Source organism: Streptomyces cylindrosporus (assembly GCF_022698165.1).
Lineage (GTDB): Bacteria > Actinomycetota > Actinomycetes > Streptomycetales > Streptomycetaceae > Streptomyces > Streptomyces cylindrosporus.
This window is the reverse complement of record NZ_JALDAY010000005.1, coordinates 30,971-51,903: the sequence shown is the minus strand read 5'-3', so window position 1 is coordinate 51,903 and position 20,933 is coordinate 30,971. Positions and strand designations below refer to the sequence as shown.

Here is a 20,933-nt window from a genome sequence, read left to right as displayed (position 1 = left end):
AACATTCTTCTGGGTAGGGCGATGCTTTGTATTCCCAGTACCTACGAGGAGCACCTGTGACCCAGACCAGCGAAGACGTCACCTGGCTTACGCAGGAGGCGTACACCAAGCTCAAGGAAGAGCTGGCGTACCTGTCTGGTCCCGCGCGCGAGGAAGTCACCGCGAAGATCGCGGCCGCGCGCGAGGAGGGCGACCTGCGCGAGAACGGCGGGTACCACGCGGCCAAGGAGGAGCAGGGCAAGCAGGAGCTCCGCATCCGCCAGCTCACCCAGCTCCTGGAGAAGGCCAAGGTCGGCGAGGCTCCGGCGTCCGCGGACGGCGCGGTGGCACCCGGCATGGTCGTGACGATCGCCTTCGACGGCGACGAGGACGACACGACGACCTTCCTGCTCGCCTCGCGCGAGTACGCCAGCGCCGACATCGAGACCTACTCGCCGCAGTCCCCGCTGGGCTCCGGCGTGATCGGCCACAAGGTCGGCGAGGACGCGGAGTACGAGCTGCCGAACGGCAGGAAGGCCTCCGTGAAGATCCTCAAGGCCGAGCCCTACAACGGCTGAGCCCACCCCACTCCGGCCGCCTCGGCCGAAGCGCCCTTGACGAGCCCCCGGTGTCCTGGTGACCCCGGGGGCATCGTCATGCCCGGCCGGTCAGCGCCGCGTACGCCTCACGCCGTCGCCGAGCGGTACTTGCGCACCGCCAGCGTCCTGAATATGACGACGATCAGGAGGGAGTAGATCAGCGAGGCCCATACCGGGTGCACCATCGGCCAGGCGTCGGACTGCGACTGGCCCGGGTTCCCGAAGAGCACTCGGGCGGCCTGGACGGTGGCACTGAAGGGGTTCCACTCGGCGATGTGGCGCAGCCACGGGGTCATGTGGCTGGTGTCCACGAAGGCGTTCGAGATGAACGTCACCGGAAAGAGCCAGATCAGTCCGCTGGACGTGGCCGCCTCGGGGGTCCGGACGGACATCCCGATCAGCGCGCCGATCCAGGTGAAGGCGTAGCCGAGCAGGAGCAGCAGGCCGAAGGCGCCGACGACCTTCGCGGCGTTCGTGTCGCCGTCCGTCCCGACCCGCCAGCCGACCAGCAGCGCGACCACGGCGAGGACCACCAGGGTCAGCGCCGTCTGCACCAGGTCCGCGAGGGTGCGCCCGGTCAGCACCGCGCCGCGCGCCATGGGCAGGGAGCGGAACCGGTCGATGAGGCCCTTGTGCATGTCGTCGGCGATGCCCGCACCCGAGCTCGCGGTAGCGAACGTGACGGTCTGCGCGAAGATGCCGGCCATCAGGAAGTTCTTGTAGTCGGTGGCGCTGGTGCTGCCGCCGATCTGCATGGAACCGCCGAAGACGTACGTGAACAGCACCACGAACATGATGGGCTGGATGAGCCCGTAGATGATCATCTCGGGGATCCGGCTCATGCGGATCAGATTGCGTTTCGCGACGACCATCGAGTCCCGGAAGGACTGGCTGACGGGGTTCCCGGTCGGCGCTACCCGCACCGCGTCGGTGACGGCGCTCACTGGGCGGCCTCCTTCTTGTGCTTGCGGTCCTTGGCGGGGGCGTCCGCCGTCTCGCCGTTCTCCTCCGGCTTCACCTCGGCCACGTGTCCGGTCAGGGACAGGAACACGTCGTCGAGGGTGGGCCGGCGCAGTCCGATGTCGTCTATCTCGATGCCGCGGGCGTCCAGCTCCCGGATGACCTCGGCCAGCAGCTTGGCGCCGCCGGTGACGGGCACGGTGAGCTTGCGGGTGTGCTCCTCGACGGTGAGCTCGCCCTTGCCGAAGCCGGCGAGGACCTCGCGGGCGGTGGGGATGTGCTCGCGCTCGTGCACCACGACCTCGACGCGCTCGCCGCCGGTGCGGGCCTTGAGCTGGTCGGAGGTGCCCCGGGCGATGACCTTGCCGTGATCGACGACCGCGATGTCGTGCGCGAGGTGGTCGGCCTCCTCCAGGTACTGCGTGGTCAGCAGCAGTGTCGTACCGCCGGAGACGAGCTGTTTGATGACCTCCCACAGCAGCTGGCGGTTGCGCGGGTCGAGGCCGGTCGTCGGCTCGTCCATGAACATCACGGGCGGCGAGACGACCAGGGCGGCCGCGAGGTCGAGCCGGCGGCGCATGCCTCCGGAGTAGGTCTTCGCGGGACGGTCGGCGGCGTCCGCGAGGTCGAACTGGTCGAGAAGCTCGGCGGCCCGGGCCTTCGCGGCCTTGGCCTTCATCTGGTAGAGCTGCCCGACCATCTGGAGGTTCTCGCGGCCGGTCAGGTATTCGTCGACCGCGGCGAACTGGCCGGACAGGCCGATGGAGCGGCGCACCTCGTTCGGATGCCTGAGCACGTCGAGGCCGGCGACGACCGCCTTGCCGCTGTCCGGTCGCAGCAGGGTGGTCAGACAGCGGACCGTAGTCGTCTTGCCCGCGCCGTTCGGCCCGAGCAGGCCCAGCACGGTGCCCTCGGGGACATCGAGGTCGACGCCGTCCAGAGCCTTTACGTCGCCGAAGGTCTTGACGAGACCTTCGGCATAGATGGCGCCTGGCATGTGAGTCTCCACGTCGTCGGGGATTCTTCGGAAAGCCTAGATTTGTACTTTTTGTTCCGCCTAGCGGATGACGATGAGGCGGGGCACTCGACACACCATAACGCGATGTATCGCGTCTCTCAACGGTTTTCCCCGAACGAGTGAACAGGCCCCCTGAACTGGGAGTTCCGCTTTTCTGTCCGGCTGTCGGAGCTTCCGTCCGGCCGCCGGACGCCTCAGTCGATGACCGTGTAGCCCGCTTCGCGCAGGGCGCGGCCGACCTCGGCGCAGTGCTCCGGCCCCTTCGTCTCCAGATGCAGCTCGACCTCCGCCTCCGTGAGCCCGAGCCGCGGATCGGTCCGTACGTGACTCACGTCGAGCACGTTAGCGTCGACCACTGACAACGCCCCGAGCAGCGAGGCCAGCGCCCCCGGCCGGTCGGTCAGCCGCAGCCGTACGGCCAGGTAGCGGCCCTGCGCGGCCATGCCGTGGCGCAGGACGCGCTGCATCAGCAGCGGGTCGACGTTGCCGCCGGACAGCACCGCGACGACCGGGCCCTCGAAGCCGGCCGGATCGCCCATCAGCGCCGCCACCGGGCTCGCGCCGGCCGGCTCCACGACCAGCTTGGCCCGCTCCAGGCACAGCAGCAGGGCGGCGGAGAGCTGGTCCTCGGTGACCGTGCGGACCTCGTCCACCAGCTCGCCGACGATCCCGAACGGCACGTCGCCGGGCCGCCCGACCTTGATGCCGTCGGCCATCGTCGCCGGGTTCTCGATCGACACCGGGCGGCCGGCCCGCAGCGAGGGCGGGTAGGCTGCCGCGCCCTCCGCCTGCACGCCCACGATCCGCACGTCGGGCCGCAGCGCCTTCACCGCGACCGCGATACCGGCCGCGAGGCCTCCGCCGCCGATGCCCACGACGATCGTGCGCACCTCGGGGCACTGCTCCAGGATCTCCAGGCCCACCGTGCCCTGACCCGCGATGATGTCCGGGTGGTCGAAGGGGTGGATGAACACCGCGCCCGTCTCGGCCGCGTACGCCTGCGCCGCGGCCAGCGTCTCGTCGACCACCTGGCCGTGCAGGCGCACCTCGGCGCCGTACTCGCGCGTGGCGCTGATCTTCGGCAGCGGGGCGCCCCTCGGCATGAACACCGTCGCCCGCACACCGAGCAGGGAGGACGCGAGGGCGACACCCTGCGCGTGGTTGCCGGCGCTCGCCGCGACGACCCCGGCGGCCCGCTCCTCGGGGAGCAGTCCGGCGATACGGACGTACGCGCCGCGCAGCTTGAAGGAGCCCGTGCGCTGGAGGTTCTCGCACTTGAAGTGCACCGGCGCGCCGACCAGGCGGGACAGGTGCCTGCTGCCCTCCATCGCCGTCACCCGCGCCACGCCCGAGAGCATCTTCTGGGCGCCCCGTACGTCGTCGAGGGTCACGGGCCGCAAGGAGTCAGCCGTGCTGTAGCTCATGACACCAGCATCGCAGTTCACAGGGGCACATGAGCGGTGTGACCAACCTCCGAGACTGGTTTGCGCAGCGCCGGTACGGCCCGCCTTCCGGCCGCGTACTCTGTCCCCCATTCCAGACCACCCTCATGAAGCGAGCCTCCGGCCATGCCCACAACACCTGAAATGTCGATGGACATGACGACCGTCGGTGACACCGGTCTCCTCGACACGCTGCAGCACGAGGTGGCGGTGTTCGCCCGTCGTGCCGAACAGACCCGGCTCGGCGGGGTCGGGCAGGTGCGCAACTCCATGGACCGCGCCGCGTATCTGCTGCTCAACCGCCTCGACAAGGAAGGCCCCATGGGCGTCAAGGCGCTCGCGGCCAGCATGGGCATCGACTCCTCGACGGTGACCCGGCAGGTGGCCCCGCTCGTCGACACAGGGCTCGTCAAGCGCACCTCGCACCCCGAGGACGGGCGGGCGGTGGTGCTCCAGTTGTCCCCGCGCGGGATGTCGCGGCTGGAGGAAGTGCGCTCGTCCAGGCGTCAGTTGATGGCCGAGCTGACACACGACTGGGCGCCGGAGGAGCGCGAGGCGTTCTGCACGCTCCTCACGCGCTTCAACACCGCGCTCTCCACACGGATGGCCGCCCAGGGCGTCCCCGGACCGGAGGCGTCGTCGCCGTCGTAGGCGCTCGGCACGCGCGTGTACGTCCATGGTCTGTACGTCCATGGTCTCCAGGTCCCGCACGCGCGTGTACGTACTCGGTCTCGCATCCGCGTGTGCCCGTCTGCCGCGCGGCTCTTGACCGAAAGGCCACCCCTGCCCTCATATGAGATCGGGCCCCGTCGTACGCGGTTCCGGATGCCGTACGCGGCCGGGTCCCGCATCCTCGGGGCCGCGTCAGGCGGGAGGCTCGGTGCGATCACGGCAGGCGTCACAGGGCGTCCGCCGGGCCCGTGAGTTCGAGGCGTTCGTCGCGGGCGCGGCTGGACGGCTGCTGCATGCCGCCACGCTGCTCACGGCGGAGGCGCCGGACGACAACCCGCGCGCGCGGCGCCTGCTGACGCTTTCGCTCGGGCACACGTACGCGTGCTGGGACCGGCTGCGCGGCGAGGACCCGTACAACCGCACCCGGCAGTACCTGGCCACCCGTTTCGCGCGCACGGCCTGGCACCAGTACGGCGCTTTCGGCCGCGGCCGCCCGCACCCCGGCGCCGCCCTGGCCGGCCTCGGCCCACAGGAGCGCCTGATCCTGGTCCTGCGGCTGTACGAAGGGGTCGCCGAGGAACAGACGGCGGCGCTGCTCGGCCTGCCACCGGACCGCGTCCGGGCAATCTGCGACCGCGCGACGACAAACCTGCTGCATCCACCGCCGGAACGGCCACGGAGAGCGTTCGGAGCGAAGGTGGCACACCCGTGACGGGCGGGGCGAGAGCCGTAGGCATGCCGACCGAGGGGGCGGGCGACGGAGGCCATGCGCGGGTGGACGAGCGGATGGCGGCCGTGCGTGGAGCGGGGGCAGGGGGATGGCGGCCATGCGGGCGATCAAGCGGGGGGCGGCCCACGGACGTGGTCGAGCCGGTCGGGCAGGGGGGTGGCGGCCAGGCGCGCGGTCGAGCAGGTGGCGCCTGCACACGCGTGGTCCAGCCGATCACGGCCACGCACGCGTGGGCGGGGGATGGCGGCCAGGCGCGAGGCCAAGCGGGTGGGGGCTGCAGACGCGTGGTCAAGGCGATCGCGGCCGCGCGCGGTCGAGCGGGTGGCGACCGCACACGCGTGGTCCAGCCGATCACGGCCACGCACGCGTGGGCGGGGGACGGCAGCCAAGCGCGAGGTCAAACGGGTGGCAGCCGCACACGCCTGGTCCAGCCGATCACAGCCACGCACGCGTGGGCGGGCGATGGCCGCCATGCGCGCGGTCGAGCAGGTGGCGACCAAAACACGCCTGGTCGAGCCGATCACGGCCACACGCACGTGGACAGGGGACGGCGGCCAGGCGCGTATGGGCACGGAGGCGGCGGACCTGTGTGCCTCTGTGAGGGGAGGTGGTGGTGGTGAATCGGCCTGAGCGTGAGGCCTCGGCGCGGCGGATCATGGAGCGGGTGCCGCCGCCCGTGCCGCCCGAGCTGTACGCCGAGGTGATGCGGCATGGCGCCCGGATGCTGCGGCGGCGGGTGCTTGCCCGGCGGCTGATGTGGCTGCTGCTGTGGGCCGCAGCCGTGACGTTCGTGGTGTGGGCCCTGATGGCCCGCCCGTGGGTGGAGCCGCCCTCGCAGACGACTCCCCCGTACACGGGATGGTGAGGCTCGCGAACGGCTAGCCGAGCGCCTGCTGCAGGTCCTCCAAGAGGTCCTCCACGTTCTCGATGCCCACGGAGAGGCGCACCAGGTCGGCCGGCACCTCAAGGGCCGAGCCGGCGGCGGACGCGTGCGTCATCCGGCCGGGGTGCTCGATCAGCGACTCGACGCCGCCCAGGGACTCGCCGAGCGTGAACACCTTGGCGCGGTTGCAGACCTCGACGGCCGCCTCCTCGCCGCCCTCGACCCGGAACGACACCATGCCGCCGAAGGCCCGCATCTGCTTGGCGGCGACCTCATGACCGGGGTGGTCCTCCAGACCCGGGTACAGAACGCTCGTCACGCGCGCGTGTCGCGTGAGCATGTCGGCGACCTTGGTGGCGTTCTCGCTGTGCCGGTCCATGCGGACCGACAGCGTCTTGGTGCCGCGCAGCACCAGCCAGGAGTCGAAGGGCCCGGCGACCGCGCCCATCGCGTTCTGGTGGTACGCCAGTTCCTCGCCGAGCGCCTCGTCGGAGACGACCAGGGCGCCGCCGACGACGTCGGAGTGGCCGCCCATGTACTTGGTCAGCGAGTGCACGACGACGTCCGCGCCGAGCGCCAGCGGCTGCTGGAGGTAGGGCGTGGCGAAGGTGTTGTCGACGACGAGCTTCGCGCCCGCGTCCCGGGCGATCTGCGCGACGACCGCGATGTCGGTGATGCCGAGCAGCGGGTTGGAGGGGGTCTCCACCCACACGGCCTTGGTCTTCGGGGTGAGTGCGGCCCGTACGGCGGACGGGTCGCTGGTGTCGGCGACCGACCACTCCACCCCCCACCGCGAGACGACCTTCGCGAAGAGCCGGAAGGTGCCGCCGTACGCGTCGTTGGGGATGACCACGTGGTCGCCGGGGCTGAGCAGCGTACGCAACAGGCAGTCCTCGGCCGCCAGTCCGGACGCGAACGCGAGCCCGCGGCGGCCGCCCTCGAGGGCGGCGAGGTTCTCTTCCAGGGCGGTCCTGGTGGGGTTGGCGCTACGGCTGTACTCGTAGCCCCCGCGCAGGCCGCCGACGCCGTCCTGCTTGTAGGTCGAGACCTGGTAGATCGGCGGGACGACCGCGCCGGTCAGGGGATCGGCGGTGTTGCCCGCGTGGATCGCGAGGGTCTCGAAGTGCTGACTGATGTGCCTGTCGCTCATGGGCACCGAGGGTAGTGCGCCCGCGGGGCGGGTGTCGGACGGCGGGGCTCGGGCGGCCGTACTGCCGGGTTTTCCCTCGGTCCAGGTCCGGTGCCACGCAGACCTCGGCGAGACGCCACGCGAGCCTCGGTGAGATACCTAGCGAGCCTCGGCGAGATGCCACGCGTGCCTCGGTGAGACGCCTTGCGAGCCTCGGGGTGCCACGCAGTCTCGGCGGGGTGCCACGCGGTCTCGGCGGAGTGCCACGGGGCCCCGGCGGAGTGCCCCGCGGCCCCGCAGCGTGCGAGGCGGCCTCGGCGGTCCCTCGCACGGTTATCCACAGGTCCGCGGTTCGGTTTTCCACAGGCCCGGGACCGGGTTCGCCAATTGTCGGCGGCGTCTGGAACGCTTGAGGCATGGAAATCCTCTGGGTCCTGGTCGCGGCGGTCATGCTCGGCTTCGTGCTGCTCCCGTTCCTGCGACGTCGACGGGGCGCGATCGAGCAGGTCCCGGCCGGCCACCCGGACGCCGCCGACCCCGCGAACTACGGCTTCGTGCGCGAGGAGGAGCTGGACGTCCGGATGCCCGGCCCCGACCAAGACCTGCTGGACGTCCTGGACCTGGTCCAGCGCACACAGGACTACCGGGCAGCCTCCCAGCTGCTGGCCGGCACGGAGGCGGAGGGCGAGCCGCGCTGGCAGCGCGTGCAGGCATTCGCGGGCGCCGCGTCGCTGGAGCTGCAGCAGCGGCCGGGCGGGGTCAGCGAGTCGCCGGGCGGCCAGTGGCTGCGGGTGTGGCGGGCCGAGCAGCCCAAGGACGCGGGCGGCGCGGCGGTGCACGCGGAGTTCCTGGTCCAGCAGGCGTGGCGGACGTCGACGCCGGGCACGGACGAGTTCCGGATCATCATGGAGGAGGCGAAGGCGGCCTGCGGCGAGGCGGCGCTGCTCGCCCCGGGCGATCCGGTCCCGTACATCGTCGAGTTGTCGGTGGCCCGTGGCCTCGCCTACTCCCAGCCGGAGTTCGAGCAGCTGTGGCTGAGGATCCTGGACCGCGCCCCGTCCCACATGGGCGCGCATCTGGCGGCCCTGCACTACTGGTGCGAGAAGTGGCACGGCTCGCGCGAACTGGCGTACTCCTTCGCCGAGGCGGCGGCCGCCCGCGCCCCTCAGGGCTCACTCCTCGCCGCGATGCCCCTGTTCGCGGTCTTCGAGCACCTCCCCGAGGTGAACCTGGTCAGCAGCTTCTACCAGAGCGAAGTGGTGACCAAGGCGATCCACGGCGCCCTCCACGCGGTCCACTCGGCCCGCCCGGACGACCCGATGCTGGCGCACGTCCGCCACCTCCTGGTCTTCTTCCTGGTCCGCGCCGAGCGCTGGTCGGAGGCGATGCACCAGCTCATACACATCGACGGCCACGTCGGCGCCCCGCCGTGGACCCTCAACCCCGACCCGGCGTCGGCATTCGCGGTCTACCGCGCGCTGGCGGTGGCGGGCTACGAGGCGAACGGGGGGAGCCCGGCGACGTTGCCGCAGTAGCCGGGGCGGACGGTGCGGGGGTCAGAGGTCAGGGGGCAGAGGTCAGGGACCCGGGGCCCGCGCCCCGGGCTGAGGCCTGCGGTCCGGCCCTGAGGCCCGGGATCCGGGCCCGGAATTCCAGACGCCGTCCGTAGGTTGACGACTTCGCCCCCGCCTCCCCCTTGCCACCGGCCCTTCCTGGAGAGCGCATGTTCCTGTACAGCCGTTCGCCACAGCTGCCGACGCCCGAGCAGGCCCTGCAGGGCCGCGCGGAGCCGGTGTTCCGGGTCCCCGAGCGCCACACGGTCCTCGGGAACGCCCTGCTGGGCCCCTACCCCGAGGGCCTGGAGGTCGCGGACTTCGGGATGGGTTGCTTCTGGGGTGCGGAGCGCAAGTACTGGCAGTTGCCGGCGGGTGTGTGGACGACCCTGGTCGGCTACCAGGGCGGCTACACGGAGCACCCCACGTACGAGGAGGTCTGCTCGGGCCTGACGGGCCACACGGAGGTCGTCCGCGTGGTCCACGACCCGAACCTGATCTCGTACGACCGTCTCCTGAAGACCTTCTGGGAGTCCCACGACCCCACCCAGGGCTTCCGCCAGGGCAACGACGTGGGCACGCAGTACCGCTCGGCCATCTACACCCACACCCCCGCCCAGGCGGCCACCGCAGCGTCCTCCCGCGAGACCTACCAGAAGCTACTGACCGGCTCGGGCCACGGCACGATCACGACGGAGATCCTCCCGGCGGAGGGCAGGACCTTCTACCCGGCGGAGGGCTACCACCAGCAGTACCTGGACAAGAACCCGGCGGGCTACTGCGGCATCGGCGGGACCGGTGTCTCCTGTCCGGTCGGTATCGGCAAGGCCGACGGCTGATCCGACGTGACCGAGACGGAGAAGCTCACACGCCTGTTCGCCGCGCTCGGTGCCGACGATCCGCAGGGGTGGACGGAGTCGGAAGTGGCGGAGGACTTGCCTCAGCTGGCGCGATACCGGCTCCTGCGGGCGCTGTCGCAAGACGTCCGGTCCTGGGACACCTCCGCGAGCGACTCCCCTCGCGCCGTCGCCCGGGAAACGACCTTCGGCATCCTGTACCTCCTGGCAGACCCGGACAGCGACGACCTCCCCGCCGACCTCCGGCACCAACTGCCAGGCTGGATCCTCATGGAGACAACTCCCGCCGGCGAGCTGACGCACCGGAGGTTGGACGCCCTGTACGAGGATCTCGACTCCCTGGATCCCCCGGCCGACGGGACTCGTGGCAGGACGGTCGCGGAAGGCTGGATCCGGGAGACCAACCTCCGCCCCTTCTGTGAATCCCTCGCCGCGGAAGTGGCCTACGACTTCGACGACAGCGACTGGCTGGCCATCCAGACGGCGCTCCCCGACACCGACGACGAACAGCCACGCTCGGCCTGGTACGCGTACCCCCTCGTCGGCCGGGACCGTGTCGATCTCCGCATCGCCCGATCCGTGGGTGGCAGCGAGATATCGGTGAGCGTCGAGGGAACCGTGCCCGACCACACGCGAAGCCGCGTCGGACTGCTCCTCGACATCATGGCCCGCTACGAGATCGCGCCGGACTGAACATCACAACTGGCGTGAGTCGAAAATCAGTGGCCGCCTGAACCGGCCGACCCCACGCTGCACGCCATGGAAGAACCGCAACACAGGATCCGTGCGGCCCACTCGGAGGACACGGTCACCGTCTACCAGGCGTACTCCCCGGAATCGGCCTGCTCGCTGTCATGCCTTCAGACTTCGGGCGAGAGTCGGAGCAGCAGCGCCCGCAGAGGCCTGCTGCTGGCCGACGAGCTCGCGCCGATCCGGACCGGATAGCTTCGGTCGGGTGGAGCTCAATCTCAACGCCAAGGAGCCCGAGGGGCTGACGCGGCGGGCCCGACGCTATGTCGGCACGCATGGCATCAAGGTCGACGTACCGCCAGTGGGTCGGCTCAGGGAGCAGTGGGTTGCACTCGGGGTTCCGCCGACGGAATTGGACCGCGTGACGGCGTACCAGGAACGTTGGGGTGGTCTCGTCCTGCCTCCTGCTCCGTACTACGACGGTGGACCCAAGTATCTGGATCCCGACCTTCCGGAAGGTTCGCCGACTGAAGGGTGTTGGCTCGATGCGGGGCCCCAGCGGACGGCGCTCCCGTACTCGTTCGTGATCGGTCCCGGGGGCGAGTTCGGCATCCTTGGCGATCGTTGGACGTCCCTGCACCAGACCGTCGAGGGATGGGTGGAGTCCCTCGCGCTGGCCCACCATGCGTCTACCCGCGCGAAGAGGATCACCAGGATTACCGGCGATGCGGTCGACGCCATTGCCCTGGACTCCTTCACGCTGGTGAAGGAGGTCATGGGGCTGGCGGACACCTGGTGGCGGGGTCGCGACTCGTTGGTGGCGATTTACGCCGGGGAGGCCGAGTGCTTCTCAGATTCCACGTGCCGCACCGCGTGGATCTACTCGGGTCTCGATGAGTGGGGACTGTATGGCGGTGTCAGGGACGATGACGGGTGAAAGGATTGTGAGCGAGGCTTGACGTGGGTCATCAAGCCGCGTTGACAGACACTTGCCCGTCGCCGACGTCGAAGAGCGCGGATCGGAGGGCATGCGGACGTGCCCTGCCATGCCGCCCGGTAGTTGTCTCCGACCGTGCGTTAGCCTCTCGATCCATGTCTGACCTGCCCGACTACTCCAGTGCGATCATCGACGCGATAGTCGATCGCGTCGGCCGCTCGACGCTTCCCTTCCAGCGAGCTCACCGGGAGGAACAACACGCGACGGCCTTCTGGTTCAACGAACTGGTGGAGGCTACCTCCGAAGGCGAGGTCATCCGGCAGTACCTCGTGACCGCCAGTGAGCCGGCGCGAGTCGAGTTGGCTGAGTTCACCCTGCGCCCCGCACTGTGTGCACCCGTGATGAGCGCCGAGAAGCTGATGATGCTCGACTTCGCGGAGGGGTGGACTCATCTCGGCGATCTGGGGGTGGCGGTCATGCCCTCCACCGGGCTGCACGCGCACGGCGCCCGCAAGGGCTGGCGCTGGACAACCGACGAGATCACCGACGGCATCGCAGCCACGGAACAGGACATCGCCGGCCTCGGTGAGCCGCCGGTCCCGGCCTATCTGCTGGGGCACGTCCATGACGGGGACGTTTCACGAGAGCAGGCTGTCGTGATCGGCCGGATCACACGCTCAGGCGACGGCGGCATCCGGTGGATCGGAGACCTGCCACAAGGGTGCGTGGGCGCACCGGTCTTCATTGGCGCACCCCTCAGCGAGAACAGTTTCAAGCTGGTGTGCGTCGGAGTGGTACTTCCCGCCGACGACCACCACACCGTTGCCCCGTTCGATCGCATCCGCGCCGCCTTGAAAGCCTTCCCGCCGAACAGCACGTCAGCCCCTGATGGGGCCGGGACCGGTCCTCACACAGGCGAGCAGAAGCGGCGCTGGTGGCAGCGACGCGGCTGACGCCGCACACCACCGCCGGGCCACGAACAGCCTGAACACCACTGGACGGAAAAGGTTGTGAACGCGGCTTGACGTGGATCAAGCCGTCGTTCCTGTGGATGATGTACCGCTGCGGCTGGGGCGCCAAGGGAGGGCAGGAGACGGTTCTCGCTGTCGAGATCACCCGGGGCGGCTTCGAGTGGGCGCTGGGCCGTGCCTGTCTGTCGAGTTACGTTCGGGGGATCCACCCCGACCACGCCACCTGGCAGCGTCAGTTGAAGCGCGCGCCCACGCGAGTGCAGTGGGATCCGGAGCGGGATCTGCGCTTGCAGCCCCTGCCGTACCGGTCTCTGCAGCTCGGCCTCGGCGGTGAGGCGGCACGACGTTACGCGGACGAGTGGACGGTCTCCATCCGCGATGTGACCCCGCTTGCCCACGAGATCCACGGCCTTGTCAGGAGTGGGGATCTGGACTCCGCCGCCGGGCTCCTGCCCCAGGAACGCCCCTACCCCGTACGCGATGAACTTCTCGCTCACCTATGCGGCTGACTGGCCGGGCGTCGGCGGCGGCAGCGGGCTGACGGGTACGGCGAGATATCGGAACTCTCCCCCTGCTCCGGCCAGTTCGGAGTACGGCTCCCAGTTGAGGGGATACGCGGCCCGCAGTGTGCATGTGTTCGGCTTGTAGGTGCCCTCGGCCCACAGCAGCGTACCGGCGAGTTCACGGCCCTGGTGGATCCTGAACTCCTGGTCCCGAGTCCGCCCGCGGGCGGTGCCGGGTGGAGTCCACAGGGAGGGGTCGTTGGTCAGCATGACGGCGAGGCCGTTCTGGTCGGAGTGGCGGCAGAAGTTCTCCAGCCTGGCTATGTCCCGGACGAAGTGCAGCCGAGCGAGGTCCGCGGCCGCATGCCCTTTCAGGGCGTAGTGCTCGGCGGGGACACCCGCCGTGCCCGTCCATCTCCGGGTGAAGTACTTGAACTCGATCGCGGTACGGGTCGAGGGGCCGATGCACAGGAGGTCCAGGTGTTCGGTCCTGCTTCCCGCCCGCTGCGGCACCTCGAGTCTGGAGTGCACATCCGGCGACAGTTCCCACAGGGCCCGCGCGAAGCTGTGCTGAAGATCGGCTTCGGAGTGGAACACCGGTCTGTGTCTGGCCAGTTGTGCCATAACTTCGCCGAGTGAGACACGTCCGGCGACAGTTCTTGGTTCTGTGACTTCTGTAGTGCTGTTGTCGTCCATCTCTATCTCCCCCCCGGCCGGCTACGGCTCAGCTCTGGGCCCGGCGGCGGCGTGCGATGGCGAGCATGGCCGCGCCCGTGGCTGTCGCCGCGGCCGCCACTCCCGCGACGGGCAGCGCCAAGGGCCCCGTCTCTGCCAGGCTGTCGCCGGTCGACGACGAACCGTCGGGCGGGCTGCTTGAGCCGTTCCATGCGTTCCGGCCATCCGTCGCGCTGCCCGGTGAGTCCGTCGCGCCCCCGCCCGTGACGTCCAGTGTGATGTCCGCCTTGTCGTTGGTCTTGTCGGGGTCAAACGGCCGTGCCTCCGTGCTCAGGGTCACTGAGCCCTTGGCATGCGCCATCCGTCTGCCGATCTTCAGCTGGAAGGTGTAGGTCAGCCGACCGCCCTCGTAGAGAGCGAGCTCGCTCGTGCCGCAGTCGTACGACCTGCCCTTCGCCTTGCAGTAGCCGGGGGTCTTTACGGCCGACGTTCCGGCGGGCCCCGCGTTGGTGAACTCCACCTGCAGAGGTGACGGGCACATCGACGACCCGCGCCGACCCCTCGCCCCCTGCCCGGCTTTCGACGAGTTTCACCGCCGGTGCGGTTCCCGGCACTGGCGGAGTGCCGTTGTCGTCCGCCCCCGGGTCGTCATCGTCCTGCCCGACGCGCAGGCGCAGTTCGTCGTGGAACGCGCGGTCCAGTGCCCTGACGCGGAGAGGCGTCTCCGGCGTGTAGACGACGCCCGGCTCCACCACCTGGTCGAACTCGCACACTGCGGTCTGCCTCTCGGGCATCTCGTCGTAGGCCCGGACATGCTGTGTACGGCAGTTGGAGGGCACCTCCGTGAAGTCGAGTCCGCGGGTGACCGCGTAGGTGACCCACACCTTTCCGGCGGCCCCGGTGTTCGTCGGGTGCGGCTTCGTCGGCGGAGGCGGCGGGAGCTGCGGCCAGCGCGATCAGACCGGCAGCAGCGAATGCAGCAGTGGCAAGAACCTGCATTCGCCGGGCGGTGGGCGAAGGCGGAAGGCGGATGCCTTCGCCCACCGGAGGGATCAGTCGGAGGGGTCAGAGGGAGGGATCAGAGGGAGAGGTCAGGGGGCGTCGATGAGGCCGTACTTCGGTACCGTCACCGTGCGCGCCCCCGGTGTGCCGCCGAGGACGACCTTGCGATAGGTGATGTTGTTGGCCGTGCTCTGTTCCTTGAGCCGGTTGTCGGGGTTGGCGATGACCTCGATGTAGTACGTGCCGTTCGGCAGGTCCGAGACGTCGAAGGACTGGCCGGGGCGGTACTGGCTGTAGGTGTCGCCGTTGCCCACGTCGAGCACCTCGCGCACCGACACCGCGGTCTCCTCACCGCACGCGGTGGCGAGATCGGTGTTGTACGGGTGCCAGTTGGCGTTCTTCACCGTGTAGTCGATGGCGTCGGTGTTGGCCAGGCAGAACGCCTCCTTGCCGCTGCGGACGATTTCCTGCTTGTCCGCGCCGAGCAGCCGGTAGCTCGCGAAGTCGCTGAAGTGCCAGTGCTGGTGGCCCTCCCGCGGGTCCCACTCCATGGTGCCGGTCGGCGTGTACCCGACCTGCTTGCCCTTGGCGTCGTAGAAGTACTGGTACGCGTCCATCTTCTCCGCGCCGGGCTTGCGGAATCCGTCCACGACCAGCGGCGAGGGGCCGCCGTTCCAGACGGTGGCGCTGAAGGCGAGGTAGTCCTTGCCCGCGGCGGCGCCCATCCCGCCCTCGTCCCCGTTGGTGATGGCGATGCCGTACGCGGGGAGGGCGCGCAGGTCGGGCTTGGGCACGTCGGCGGGGACTCCCGCCCTGCCGACGGGACGCGCCGCGGCCGGCTTCAGGGTCTTCGACGTGTTCTTACGACCGCTCTTCGCGCCGGTCAGGCCCTGTCCCCCGCCCGAGTCCTGGCGGACCGTCACCTTGATGGTCTGCGTCTTGTCCGGCATACCGAACAGGTCGCGGTACTTCTTCGCCACCGACACCTTCGCGGTGTAGACGCCGGCCTTCAGGTCGAGCGGGTTGTCCCCGCGGAAGCCCTGGGAGGTGGCCGCCGCCCAGCCCTTCTCGACACCCCAGACGCCGCCGAGCGCGAACGGGTTGTCGGAACAGCTCTCGGGATACTTCGAGGTGGCCGGGGCGTCCGGCCTGATCCGGCCGGCCCGGTTGTTCGGGCAGAAGGACTGCGTGGTGTCGGCCACCTTCGTGCCCGACGCGTCGCTGATGCTGACGTTGAGGAAGTCCGGCAGGCCCGAGAAGTCCTTCACCAGGCCCTTCGGCAGGGCCTTGGTGACGGTCCGGCCGCCGGAGCGGATCACCTGCGACGCGACGACCGGGTCGTTGTACGACTTCCGTGTCACCTTCAGCTCCAGCGGTCCCCCGTCGACCGTCACGTACGTGCCGAGGTCGAGGTAGACCCCCGGCTCGCCTTCGTACCGGTCGACCGTCACCGCGGGTGTGGCGGCGATGAGTTGGAGCTTCGGCGTGCCCGCCGGGGTTGCCGCTCCGGCGCCGGGCGCGGCGAGGGTTGCGGCGGTGCCTACGGTGAGCGCGGTAGCGGCGATGACCGCGGAACGCCGTAAGGCGGTGGGGTGGTGTCTGGTCATGAGTGCTCTTTCTGCGTCTGGTCGGGACGAGTCGTGCACGTCTTGCCGGCACGGGAAGTTGAACTTGTGTGCCATCTGTGAACAGGGTGAGAAGGCGGCTCAGGTTGCCCGGCCGTCGAAAGTCGCCCTGAATGTCGCTTCTGTCGGCCGGCGGGGCCGCGTCCGCCGGCCTGCCGTCACGTCACCCGGCGGAGCTCTTGGGGAGGGCCGGTACGCAGGTCGGCGGGGTGCCGTCGATCCGGCCCGCCTGGATGACGTAGCCGGCGTGGTCGGGGTCCGTGCGGGCGAGGGGGAAGGCGACCAGCAGGTGCTGTCCGGCGGGGATCCTGTCGGGCCGGACGGAGAGAATCGGCTTGCCGCCCTTGGCCAGTTCGATGTTCCAGGTGTCGCGGGGTGAGTCGTCGCCGGTGCCGGTCGGGGGCTTGGTGCATTTGGGGTCGCCGGTGTAGACGAGGGCCGGGACGCCGAGGCTGTTGAGGTCGCGCTGGAGCCTGGCCGTGTCGAGCAGCTTGCCCGCGGCATCGGTGATCGCGAGCCGGACCCGGCCGTCCTCTTCCCGTTGCAGGGTGTAGGCGGCCGTCGTGATCCTCTGCGGCTGCGAGGTGACCGCCGTTCCGGTGGCCTGGCCGGGGTCGGGGGTGGCGGAACGGTGGGCGGGCAGGGTGGCGAGAGCGACACCGACCGCGGCCACGCCCGCGACGGCCAGGGGCAGCCGGTGGCGTACGGCCCAGTGGCGCCGCCGCCAGGGGGCCGGGTGAGGTGGGGCGTCGGGGACGGCGACGGGGACGAGGACAGTGCTGGGGACGGGGACGGTGCTGGGCGCGGTGCCGGGTGCGGAAGCGGTGGCGGTCGCGGTCTCAGTCGTCGCCGCCGTCGCGTTCTCTGCCGCGAGGGCGGACAGCTGGTCGCCGAGGCGTTGCCGGAAGCCGGTGGGCGAGGCGGGGGTCGTGGTCATGACGCGTTCTCCAGGGCGGTGTCGGGGAGTTGCGGACGGTCGGCGTCCTGCCGGAGGACGCCGGGTTCGTCTTGCTGAAGGGCGGCGGGCGTCCCATGAGCGGTGGGGCTGTCAGGAGTTACGTGGGTTGTGCCGGGCGATCCGTGAGCCGCACCCGGCGATCCATGGATCGCGCCCGGTGATCCGTCGGCCATGCTGGGCGACCCGTAGGCAGCGCCGGGCATCCCGTCGGCACCGGAGCCGCCACGCGCCTCCCGGCCGACAGCACCGCCCGCACCGGACCCGGACCGCAGCACGCCCGGGCCGGCAGCACCACCGGCCCCAGCCCCAGCCCCGGCCCCAGCCCCGGCCCCGGCCCCGGCCCCGGCCCGCAGCATCCCCCGGCCAACAGCACCACCGGCCCCACCCCCGGCAGCACCCCCGACCCCAGCCCGCAACACCCGCCGAGCCCGGTGCAACCGAACCCGTACCGTCGCCTGGCTGATGCCAAGGACCTGGGCGGCCTCCCGGGGCGTCAGCCCGTCCACGGCCACCAGGTCCAGCACCGCGCGCAACGGTTCGCTGAGCGCGCTGTGCTGTACCGCGAGCTCCCGGACCGCGCGCTCGGCGTCGATACGTTCCTCCAGGGCCGCGATGTCCTCCGTGTCGAGCAGCCGGCGTCCCTTCAGGCGAGCCACCGCTCCGAGTTCGCGGACCGTGCCGCGGCCGTGGGAGGCCACGACGTTGCGTGCGATGCCGTACAGCCAGGCGATCGGTGTTCCCCGCCCGGCGTCGTAGCGGTCGGCGGCCTCCAGCGCGGCGACGAAGACGTCGGCCGTGAGGTCGGCCGCCACGTGGGGGTCGCTGGTGCGGCGCGTCACGAACGTGAGCACGGCCTCGAAGTTCTCCTCGTAGAACGCCGAGAATCCGGCCGGATCGCCGCTGGGTGGCGTCGGTTGTCGTCGGCCACCGCCGTCGGGTGTACGCACCCGTTCCTCCAAGGGGGCAAAGGGGTCGGTCATCCTTGCACCCGTACTTGGCCGCAGCATGGCGGAGCGTTACATCACGCCCGGCGCCGGGCCGGACATCGGCTGCGGGCGGTCGCAGTCCGCGCCGCGCCGGGCCGGGCCGGAGATCAACCGCCCCCGCCATCCCGCCCCGGGCCGGAGATCAACCGCCCCCGCCATCCGCCCGGCGCCGGAATTCAGTTGCCGTCGATCTCCCCATGCGGGCTAGATGTCGCACATGGCTGACATCCAGGGCTCGTACGACGAACTCTTCACCGCCGTCCCCACCGCACTGGCCGAGTTGCTCGACGACGGCGACGTCGGCGGGTCCGTGGCCGTGTTCGTGGACGGGGAGCCGGTCGTCGACGTGTGGGGCGGGTACGCCGACGCGGAGCGGACCGTGCCGTGGGAGCGGGACACGATCGTCGGGGTGTACTCCGTCACCAAGACGATGACCGCGCTGTGCGCGCTCGTGCTGGCCGACCGCGGGGAGTTGGACCCGGACGCCCAAGTCGTGCGGTACTGGCCGGAGTTCGGCGCGGCGGGCAAGGAGAAGGTGCTCGTACGGCATCTGCTGTCGCACACCGCGGGGCTGCCGGACTGGGAGTGGCCGGTGGAGGAGCTGTACGACTGGGCGACCGCCACGGGCCGGCTGGCCGTCGCGGCGCCGAAGTGGGAGCCGGGGAGCGCGGCCGGGTACCACTCGGTGACGCAGGGGTTCCTGGTCGGTGAGGTGGTGCGGCGGATCAGCGGGCGGAGCGTGGGCGAGTTCTTCGCCGAGGAGGTCGCGGGGCCGCTGGGCGCGGACTTCCACATCGGGCTGGGCGCCGAGCACGACCACCGCGTGGCGCTGACCGTGCCGCCGCCCGGCCAGGACGAGGAGTACCTGGCGAGCGCGCCCGGCGGCGAGGCGCGGCACTCCGCCGCCACGGGGTTCCGGGTGCGGCACGGCAACGGCCTGCCCTGGCGCCGCGCGCAGATCCCGGCCGCGAGCGGGTACGGCAACGCCCGCTCGGTCGCCCTCGTGCAGTCCGTGATGGCCTGCGGCGGAACGGTGGGCGGCACCCACCTGCTGTCCCCGGCGGGCTGCGACCGCGCCTGGGAGGAGCAGTTCGACGGCGAGGACCTGGTGCTGGGCATGCCGATCCGGTGGGGCCTCGGCTACGGGCTGTTCGGCAGTACCTACGGCTGGGGCGGCTGGGGCGGCTCCCTCGTCATGATCGAGCCCGAGTCACGCATGGTCGTCGCCTACGTCACCCACCAGATGCGCGAACCCGCGCAGGACCAGCGCGGCCTGAACATCGTCATGTCCGCGTACGACGGCCTGACGGGGCTGCGGGCGTCGTGAGTGAGCGGCGAGGGGAGACGGATCCGGGCGTCGTACCCGACGAACTGGGGGCACTCTGGCGCGAGCACCACCCGTCGACCCCACCCCTCGCCCACCTCTTCCGCGACGCCCTCCACGACCGCTGGGTGCGCTTTCACAGCCTTCCGGGCTCGAAGCGCTACCCGGAGTCCGAGGACGAGTACGCGACGGTGCTGGACCGCCACAACACCGTCCTCGACGAACTCTTCGCCGGCCAGGACGTGTTCGTCGTGTCCATGGACTGGTCGGACGCGACCGGGATCCCGCGCTGGCCCGAACGGCGTTCCCTCCACCCGGCCGCCGTGCGCTGGTGGACGGAACCGGACCACCACGACCCCGACCCCGCCTTCCACGTGTACCGGCACCTGTACGCCGAACTCCGCCCCTGGTCACGCGGTCTCGTCGACGCCCTGCTGCGGGCCGTCGCCGACGACACCTTGGCGGAGGTCTTCCTCGCCGACACGGGCCTACGGCGCCTGTACCACCCGTACGACGGTGGCGCGGACGTCATCCTGGCCGGGCCCGAGGAGCGCGACCGGCTGCGGGAGCGTCACCGGGGCTGGCTCTCCTCGCATCCGTGCGGCCTGTGATGAACATCCATGCGGCCTGGCATGGCCCATCTGCCCGCCCCCCATCACCACGGCACCCCCGTCCCGTCCCACGAGAAGAACTCCCCCGTCGGGCCGTCGTCCGGGAGGAGGGCCAGGTGTACGGCGCCCTCGGCCGCCTCCGCCGGGTCGCCGCCGGAGGTTCGCGCCCCGGGGACCAGGTCCGTGGCGCGGCGGCCGGGGGCCAGGGCGTTGATCCTGAAGCCCTCCTCCGAGAGGGTCTGGGCGTAGAGGAGGGTGAGGGCGTTCAGGGCCGCCTTCGAGGCTCGGTAGGCGGCCGAGCCCGGAGCGCCCGGTGCGAACTGCGGGTTGGGGTGCGTGCTCCAGGTCAGGGACGCCGTGCCGCTGGAGATGTTGACGATCCGGGGGTGCGGGGAGCGGCGCAGGGCCGGGAGGAAGGCGTTGGTCACTTCCAGGACGGCCACCACGTTCGTCTCGTACGCCCGGCGGAACTCGGCCGCGTCCGACTCCGTCGGCGGCGCCAGGGACGGGTTGACGCCGGCGTTGTTGACCAGGACGTCCAGGCGGTCCACCCGCGCCGCGGCCGCCGCGATGCTCTCCGCGTCCGTCACGTCCAGGAGCAACAGCCGCGCCGCGTCGCCGATCTCCGCCACCGCCCGCTTCCCGCGCTCCGCGTCCCGCGAGCCCACGAGGACCGTGAAGCCCTCGGCCGCCAGCAGCCTCGCAATATGCAGGCCGATTCCCTTGTTGGCACCGGTGACGAGTGCTGTTCGTTCGTTCATGGGAGCCACGGTCGTCCTGGACGCGTCCCCGTCGCCAGGGACAGCCTGTACCAGGTAGTGAGGACAGC

At 70.7% G+C, this 20,933-nt stretch carries 23 protein-coding genes; 13 read left to right on the top strand and 10 right to left on the bottom strand.

Translation table 11 applies throughout. The features are described from left to right. The first annotated feature begins 56 nt into the window (after nt 1–56). On the top strand, nt 57–557 hold the full coding sequence (greA, locus tag MQP27_RS16585) for a transcription elongation factor GreA (protein ID WP_242765947.1): 501 nt from the start codon (nt 57–59) through the stop codon (nt 555–557). Between the two features lie 107 nt (nt 558–664). Here the strand turns inward: greA and MQP27_RS16580 are convergent, their stop codons facing one another. The 3 genes from MQP27_RS16580 to ilvA all read right to left on the bottom strand — a co-directional run bounded on the left by MQP27_RS16580 (nt 665) and on the right by ilvA (nt 3,980). Beyond that, entirely contained in the window at nt 665–1,522 is an 858-nt protein-coding gene (locus tag MQP27_RS16580; RefSeq protein ID WP_242765946.1) for an ABC transporter permease, read from the bottom strand. Then, complete coding sequence (locus MQP27_RS16575) at nt 1,519–2,535, bottom strand: ATP-binding cassette domain-containing protein (protein ID WP_242765945.1); 1,017 nt, start codon at nt 2,533–2,535, stop codon at nt 1,519–1,521. Before MQP27_RS16575 ends, MQP27_RS16580 begins: the two co-directional genes overlap by 4 nt. 215 nt (nt 2,536–2,750) lie before the next feature. Next, nucleotides 2,751–3,980 (bottom strand): threonine ammonia-lyase, encoded by a 1,230-nt coding sequence (ilvA, locus tag MQP27_RS16570; protein ID WP_242765944.1) that lies wholly within the window; start codon nt 3,978–3,980, stop codon nt 2,751–2,753. 162 nt (nt 3,981–4,142) lie between these two features. Here ilvA and MQP27_RS16565 point away from each other — a divergent pair, with 162 nt between their 5' ends. The 3 genes from MQP27_RS16565 to MQP27_RS16555 all read left to right on the top strand — a co-directional run bounded on the left by MQP27_RS16565 (nt 4,143) and on the right by MQP27_RS16555 (nt 6,265). Then, on the top strand, nt 4,143–4,649 hold the full coding sequence (locus MQP27_RS16565) for a MarR family winged helix-turn-helix transcriptional regulator (protein ID WP_242766518.1): 507 nt from the start codon (nt 4,143–4,145) through the stop codon (nt 4,647–4,649). Nucleotides 4,650–4,878: 229 nt separating this feature from the next. After that, nucleotides 4,879–5,382 carry a sigma factor-like helix-turn-helix DNA-binding protein gene (locus MQP27_RS16560; RefSeq protein WP_242765943.1) on the top strand — a complete coding sequence of 168 codons (504 nt, stop codon included), beginning with the start codon at nt 4,879–4,881 and terminating at the stop codon, nt 5,380–5,382. 634 nt (nt 5,383–6,016) lie between these two features. Continuing rightward, nucleotides 6,017–6,265, top strand: coding sequence for a hypothetical protein (locus MQP27_RS16555; protein WP_242766517.1), 249 nt, complete (start codon nt 6,017–6,019; stop codon nt 6,263–6,265). Nucleotides 6,266–6,278: 13 nt separating this feature from the next. On the opposite strand, the gene MQP27_RS16550 is transcribed toward MQP27_RS16555, so the two are convergent. Further along, a complete protein-coding gene (locus MQP27_RS16550) occupies nt 6,279–7,433 on the bottom strand; it encodes a cystathionine gamma-synthase (RefSeq protein ID WP_242765942.1) in 1,155 nt (384 codons plus the stop codon). A gap of 395 nt (nt 7,434–7,828) precedes the next feature. Between MQP27_RS16550 and MQP27_RS16545 the strand changes: the two genes are divergently transcribed. From MQP27_RS16545 to MQP27_RS16515, 7 genes are all read left to right on the top strand, one after another. Continuing rightward, nucleotides 7,829–8,947, top strand: coding sequence for a hypothetical protein (locus MQP27_RS16545; RefSeq protein WP_242765941.1), 1,119 nt, complete (start codon nt 7,829–7,831; stop codon nt 8,945–8,947). Nucleotides 8,948–9,135: 188 nt separating this feature from the next. Then, on the top strand, nt 9,136–9,804 hold the full coding sequence (msrA, locus tag MQP27_RS16540; RefSeq protein ID WP_242765940.1) for a peptide-methionine (S)-S-oxide reductase MsrA: 669 nt from the start codon (nt 9,136–9,138) through the stop codon (nt 9,802–9,804). 6 nt (nt 9,805–9,810) lie between these two features. Beyond that, nucleotides 9,811–10,515, top strand: a complete 705-nt coding sequence (locus tag MQP27_RS51380) for a hypothetical protein (RefSeq protein ID WP_308289938.1) — start codon at nt 9,811–9,813, stop codon at nt 10,513–10,515. A 66-nt stretch (nt 10,516–10,581) separates the two neighbouring features. Next, entirely contained in the window at nt 10,582–10,767 is a 186-nt protein-coding gene (locus MQP27_RS16530; RefSeq protein WP_242765939.1) for a DUF4291 domain-containing protein, read from the top strand. Nucleotides 10,768–10,777: 10 nt separating this feature from the next. Then, nucleotides 10,778–11,449 carry a hypothetical protein gene (locus tag MQP27_RS16525; protein ID WP_242765938.1) on the top strand — a complete coding sequence of 224 codons (672 nt, stop codon included), beginning with the start codon at nt 10,778–10,780 and terminating at the stop codon, nt 11,447–11,449. 155 nt (nt 11,450–11,604) lie between these two features. Next, nucleotides 11,605–12,402 (top strand): hypothetical protein, encoded by a 798-nt coding sequence (locus MQP27_RS16520; RefSeq protein WP_242765937.1) that lies wholly within the window; start codon nt 11,605–11,607, stop codon nt 12,400–12,402. 41 nt (nt 12,403–12,443) lie between these two features. Next, entirely contained in the window at nt 12,444–12,929 is a 486-nt protein-coding gene (locus MQP27_RS16515; RefSeq protein WP_242766516.1) for a DUF4291 domain-containing protein, read from the top strand. On the opposite strand, the gene MQP27_RS16510 is transcribed toward MQP27_RS16515, so the two are convergent. The 5 genes from MQP27_RS16510 to MQP27_RS50955 all read right to left on the bottom strand — a co-directional run bounded on the left by MQP27_RS16510 (nt 12,918) and on the right by MQP27_RS50955 (nt 18,163). Next, the gene (locus MQP27_RS16510) at nt 12,918–13,520 is read right to left on the bottom strand and encodes a hypothetical protein (protein WP_242765936.1); all 603 of its coding nucleotides are present in this window, start codon (nt 13,518–13,520) and stop codon (nt 12,918–12,920) included. The genes MQP27_RS16515 and MQP27_RS16510 overlap by 12 nt on opposite strands. 127 nt (nt 13,521–13,647) lie before the next feature. Continuing rightward, a complete protein-coding gene (locus MQP27_RS16505) occupies nt 13,648–14,118 on the bottom strand; it encodes a hypothetical protein (protein WP_242765935.1) in 471 nt (156 codons plus the stop codon). A gap of 571 nt (nt 14,119–14,689) precedes the next feature. After that, nucleotides 14,690–16,207: a lysyl oxidase family protein gene (locus tag MQP27_RS16500; protein WP_242765934.1), complete on the bottom strand. Its 1,518-nt coding sequence runs from the start codon at nt 16,205–16,207 to the stop codon at nt 14,690–14,692. A gap of 181 nt (nt 16,208–16,388) precedes the next feature. Then, on the bottom strand, nt 16,389–17,162 hold the full coding sequence (locus MQP27_RS16495) for a hypothetical protein (protein WP_242765933.1): 774 nt from the start codon (nt 17,160–17,162) through the stop codon (nt 16,389–16,391). Beyond that, a complete protein-coding gene (locus MQP27_RS50955) occupies nt 17,159–18,163 on the bottom strand; it encodes an RNA polymerase sigma factor (RefSeq protein ID WP_278196195.1) in 1,005 nt (334 codons plus the stop codon). The genes MQP27_RS16495 and MQP27_RS50955 overlap by 4 nt, the downstream gene beginning before the upstream one ends. A gap of 223 nt (nt 18,164–18,386) precedes the next feature. Between MQP27_RS50955 and MQP27_RS16485 the strand changes: the two genes are divergently transcribed. Further along, a complete protein-coding gene (locus MQP27_RS16485) occupies nt 18,387–19,496 on the top strand; it encodes a serine hydrolase domain-containing protein (RefSeq protein WP_242765932.1) in 1,110 nt (369 codons plus the stop codon). Further along, the gene (locus MQP27_RS16480) at nt 19,493–20,104 is read left to right on the top strand and encodes a DUF3885 domain-containing protein (protein WP_242765931.1); all 612 of its coding nucleotides are present in this window, start codon (nt 19,493–19,495) and stop codon (nt 20,102–20,104) included. The genes MQP27_RS16485 and MQP27_RS16480 overlap by 4 nt, the downstream gene beginning before the upstream one ends. 44 nt (nt 20,105–20,148) lie before the next feature. On the opposite strand, the gene MQP27_RS16475 is transcribed toward MQP27_RS16480, so the two are convergent. After that, entirely contained in the window at nt 20,149–20,865 is a 717-nt protein-coding gene (locus tag MQP27_RS16475) for an SDR family oxidoreductase (protein WP_242765930.1), read from the bottom strand. Nucleotides 20,866–20,933: the final 68 nt, after the last annotated feature.

Bases quoted from the DNA above. Each gene is read 5' to 3' on its own strand.
- MQP27_RS16575 (WP_242765945.1), bottom strand. From the start codon at position 2,535: ATGCCAGGCGCCATCTATGCCGAAGGTCTCGTCAAGACCTTCGGCGAC.
- MQP27_RS16550 (WP_242765942.1), bottom strand. From the start codon at position 7,433: ATGAGCGACAGGCACATCAGTCAGCACTTCGAGACCCTCGCGATCCAC.
- MQP27_RS16485 (WP_242765932.1), top strand. From the start codon at position 18,387: ATGGCTGACATCCAGGGCTCGTACGACGAACTCTTCACCGCCGTCCCC.
- MQP27_RS16530 (WP_242765939.1), top strand. From the start codon at position 10,582: ATGGAAGAACCGCAACACAGGATCCGTGCGGCCCACTCGGAGGACACG.
- ilvA (WP_242765944.1), bottom strand. From the start codon at position 3,980: ATGAGCTACAGCACGGCTGACTCCTTGCGGCCCGTGACCCTCGACGAC.
- MQP27_RS50955 (WP_278196195.1), bottom strand. From the start codon at position 18,163: ATGACCGACCCCTTTGCCCCCTTGGAGGAACGGGTGCGTACACCCGAC.
- MQP27_RS16520 (WP_242765937.1), top strand. From the start codon at position 11,605: ATGTCTGACCTGCCCGACTACTCCAGTGCGATCATCGACGCGATAGTC.
- MQP27_RS16475 (WP_242765930.1), bottom strand. From the start codon at position 20,865: ATGAACGAACGAACAGCACTCGTCACCGGTGCCAACAAGGGAATCGGC.
- MQP27_RS16495 (WP_242765933.1), bottom strand. From the start codon at position 17,162: ATGACCACGACCCCCGCCTCGCCCACCGGCTTCCGGCAACGCCTCGGC.
- MQP27_RS16500 (WP_242765934.1), bottom strand. From the start codon at position 16,207: ATGACCAGACACCACCCCACCGCCTTACGGCGTTCCGCGGTCATCGCC.
- MQP27_RS16545 (WP_242765941.1), top strand. From the start codon at position 7,829: ATGGAAATCCTCTGGGTCCTGGTCGCGGCGGTCATGCTCGGCTTCGTG.
- MQP27_RS16565 (WP_242766518.1), top strand. From the start codon at position 4,143: ATGTCGATGGACATGACGACCGTCGGTGACACCGGTCTCCTCGACACG.
- msrA (WP_242765940.1), top strand. From the start codon at position 9,136: ATGTTCCTGTACAGCCGTTCGCCACAGCTGCCGACGCCCGAGCAGGCC.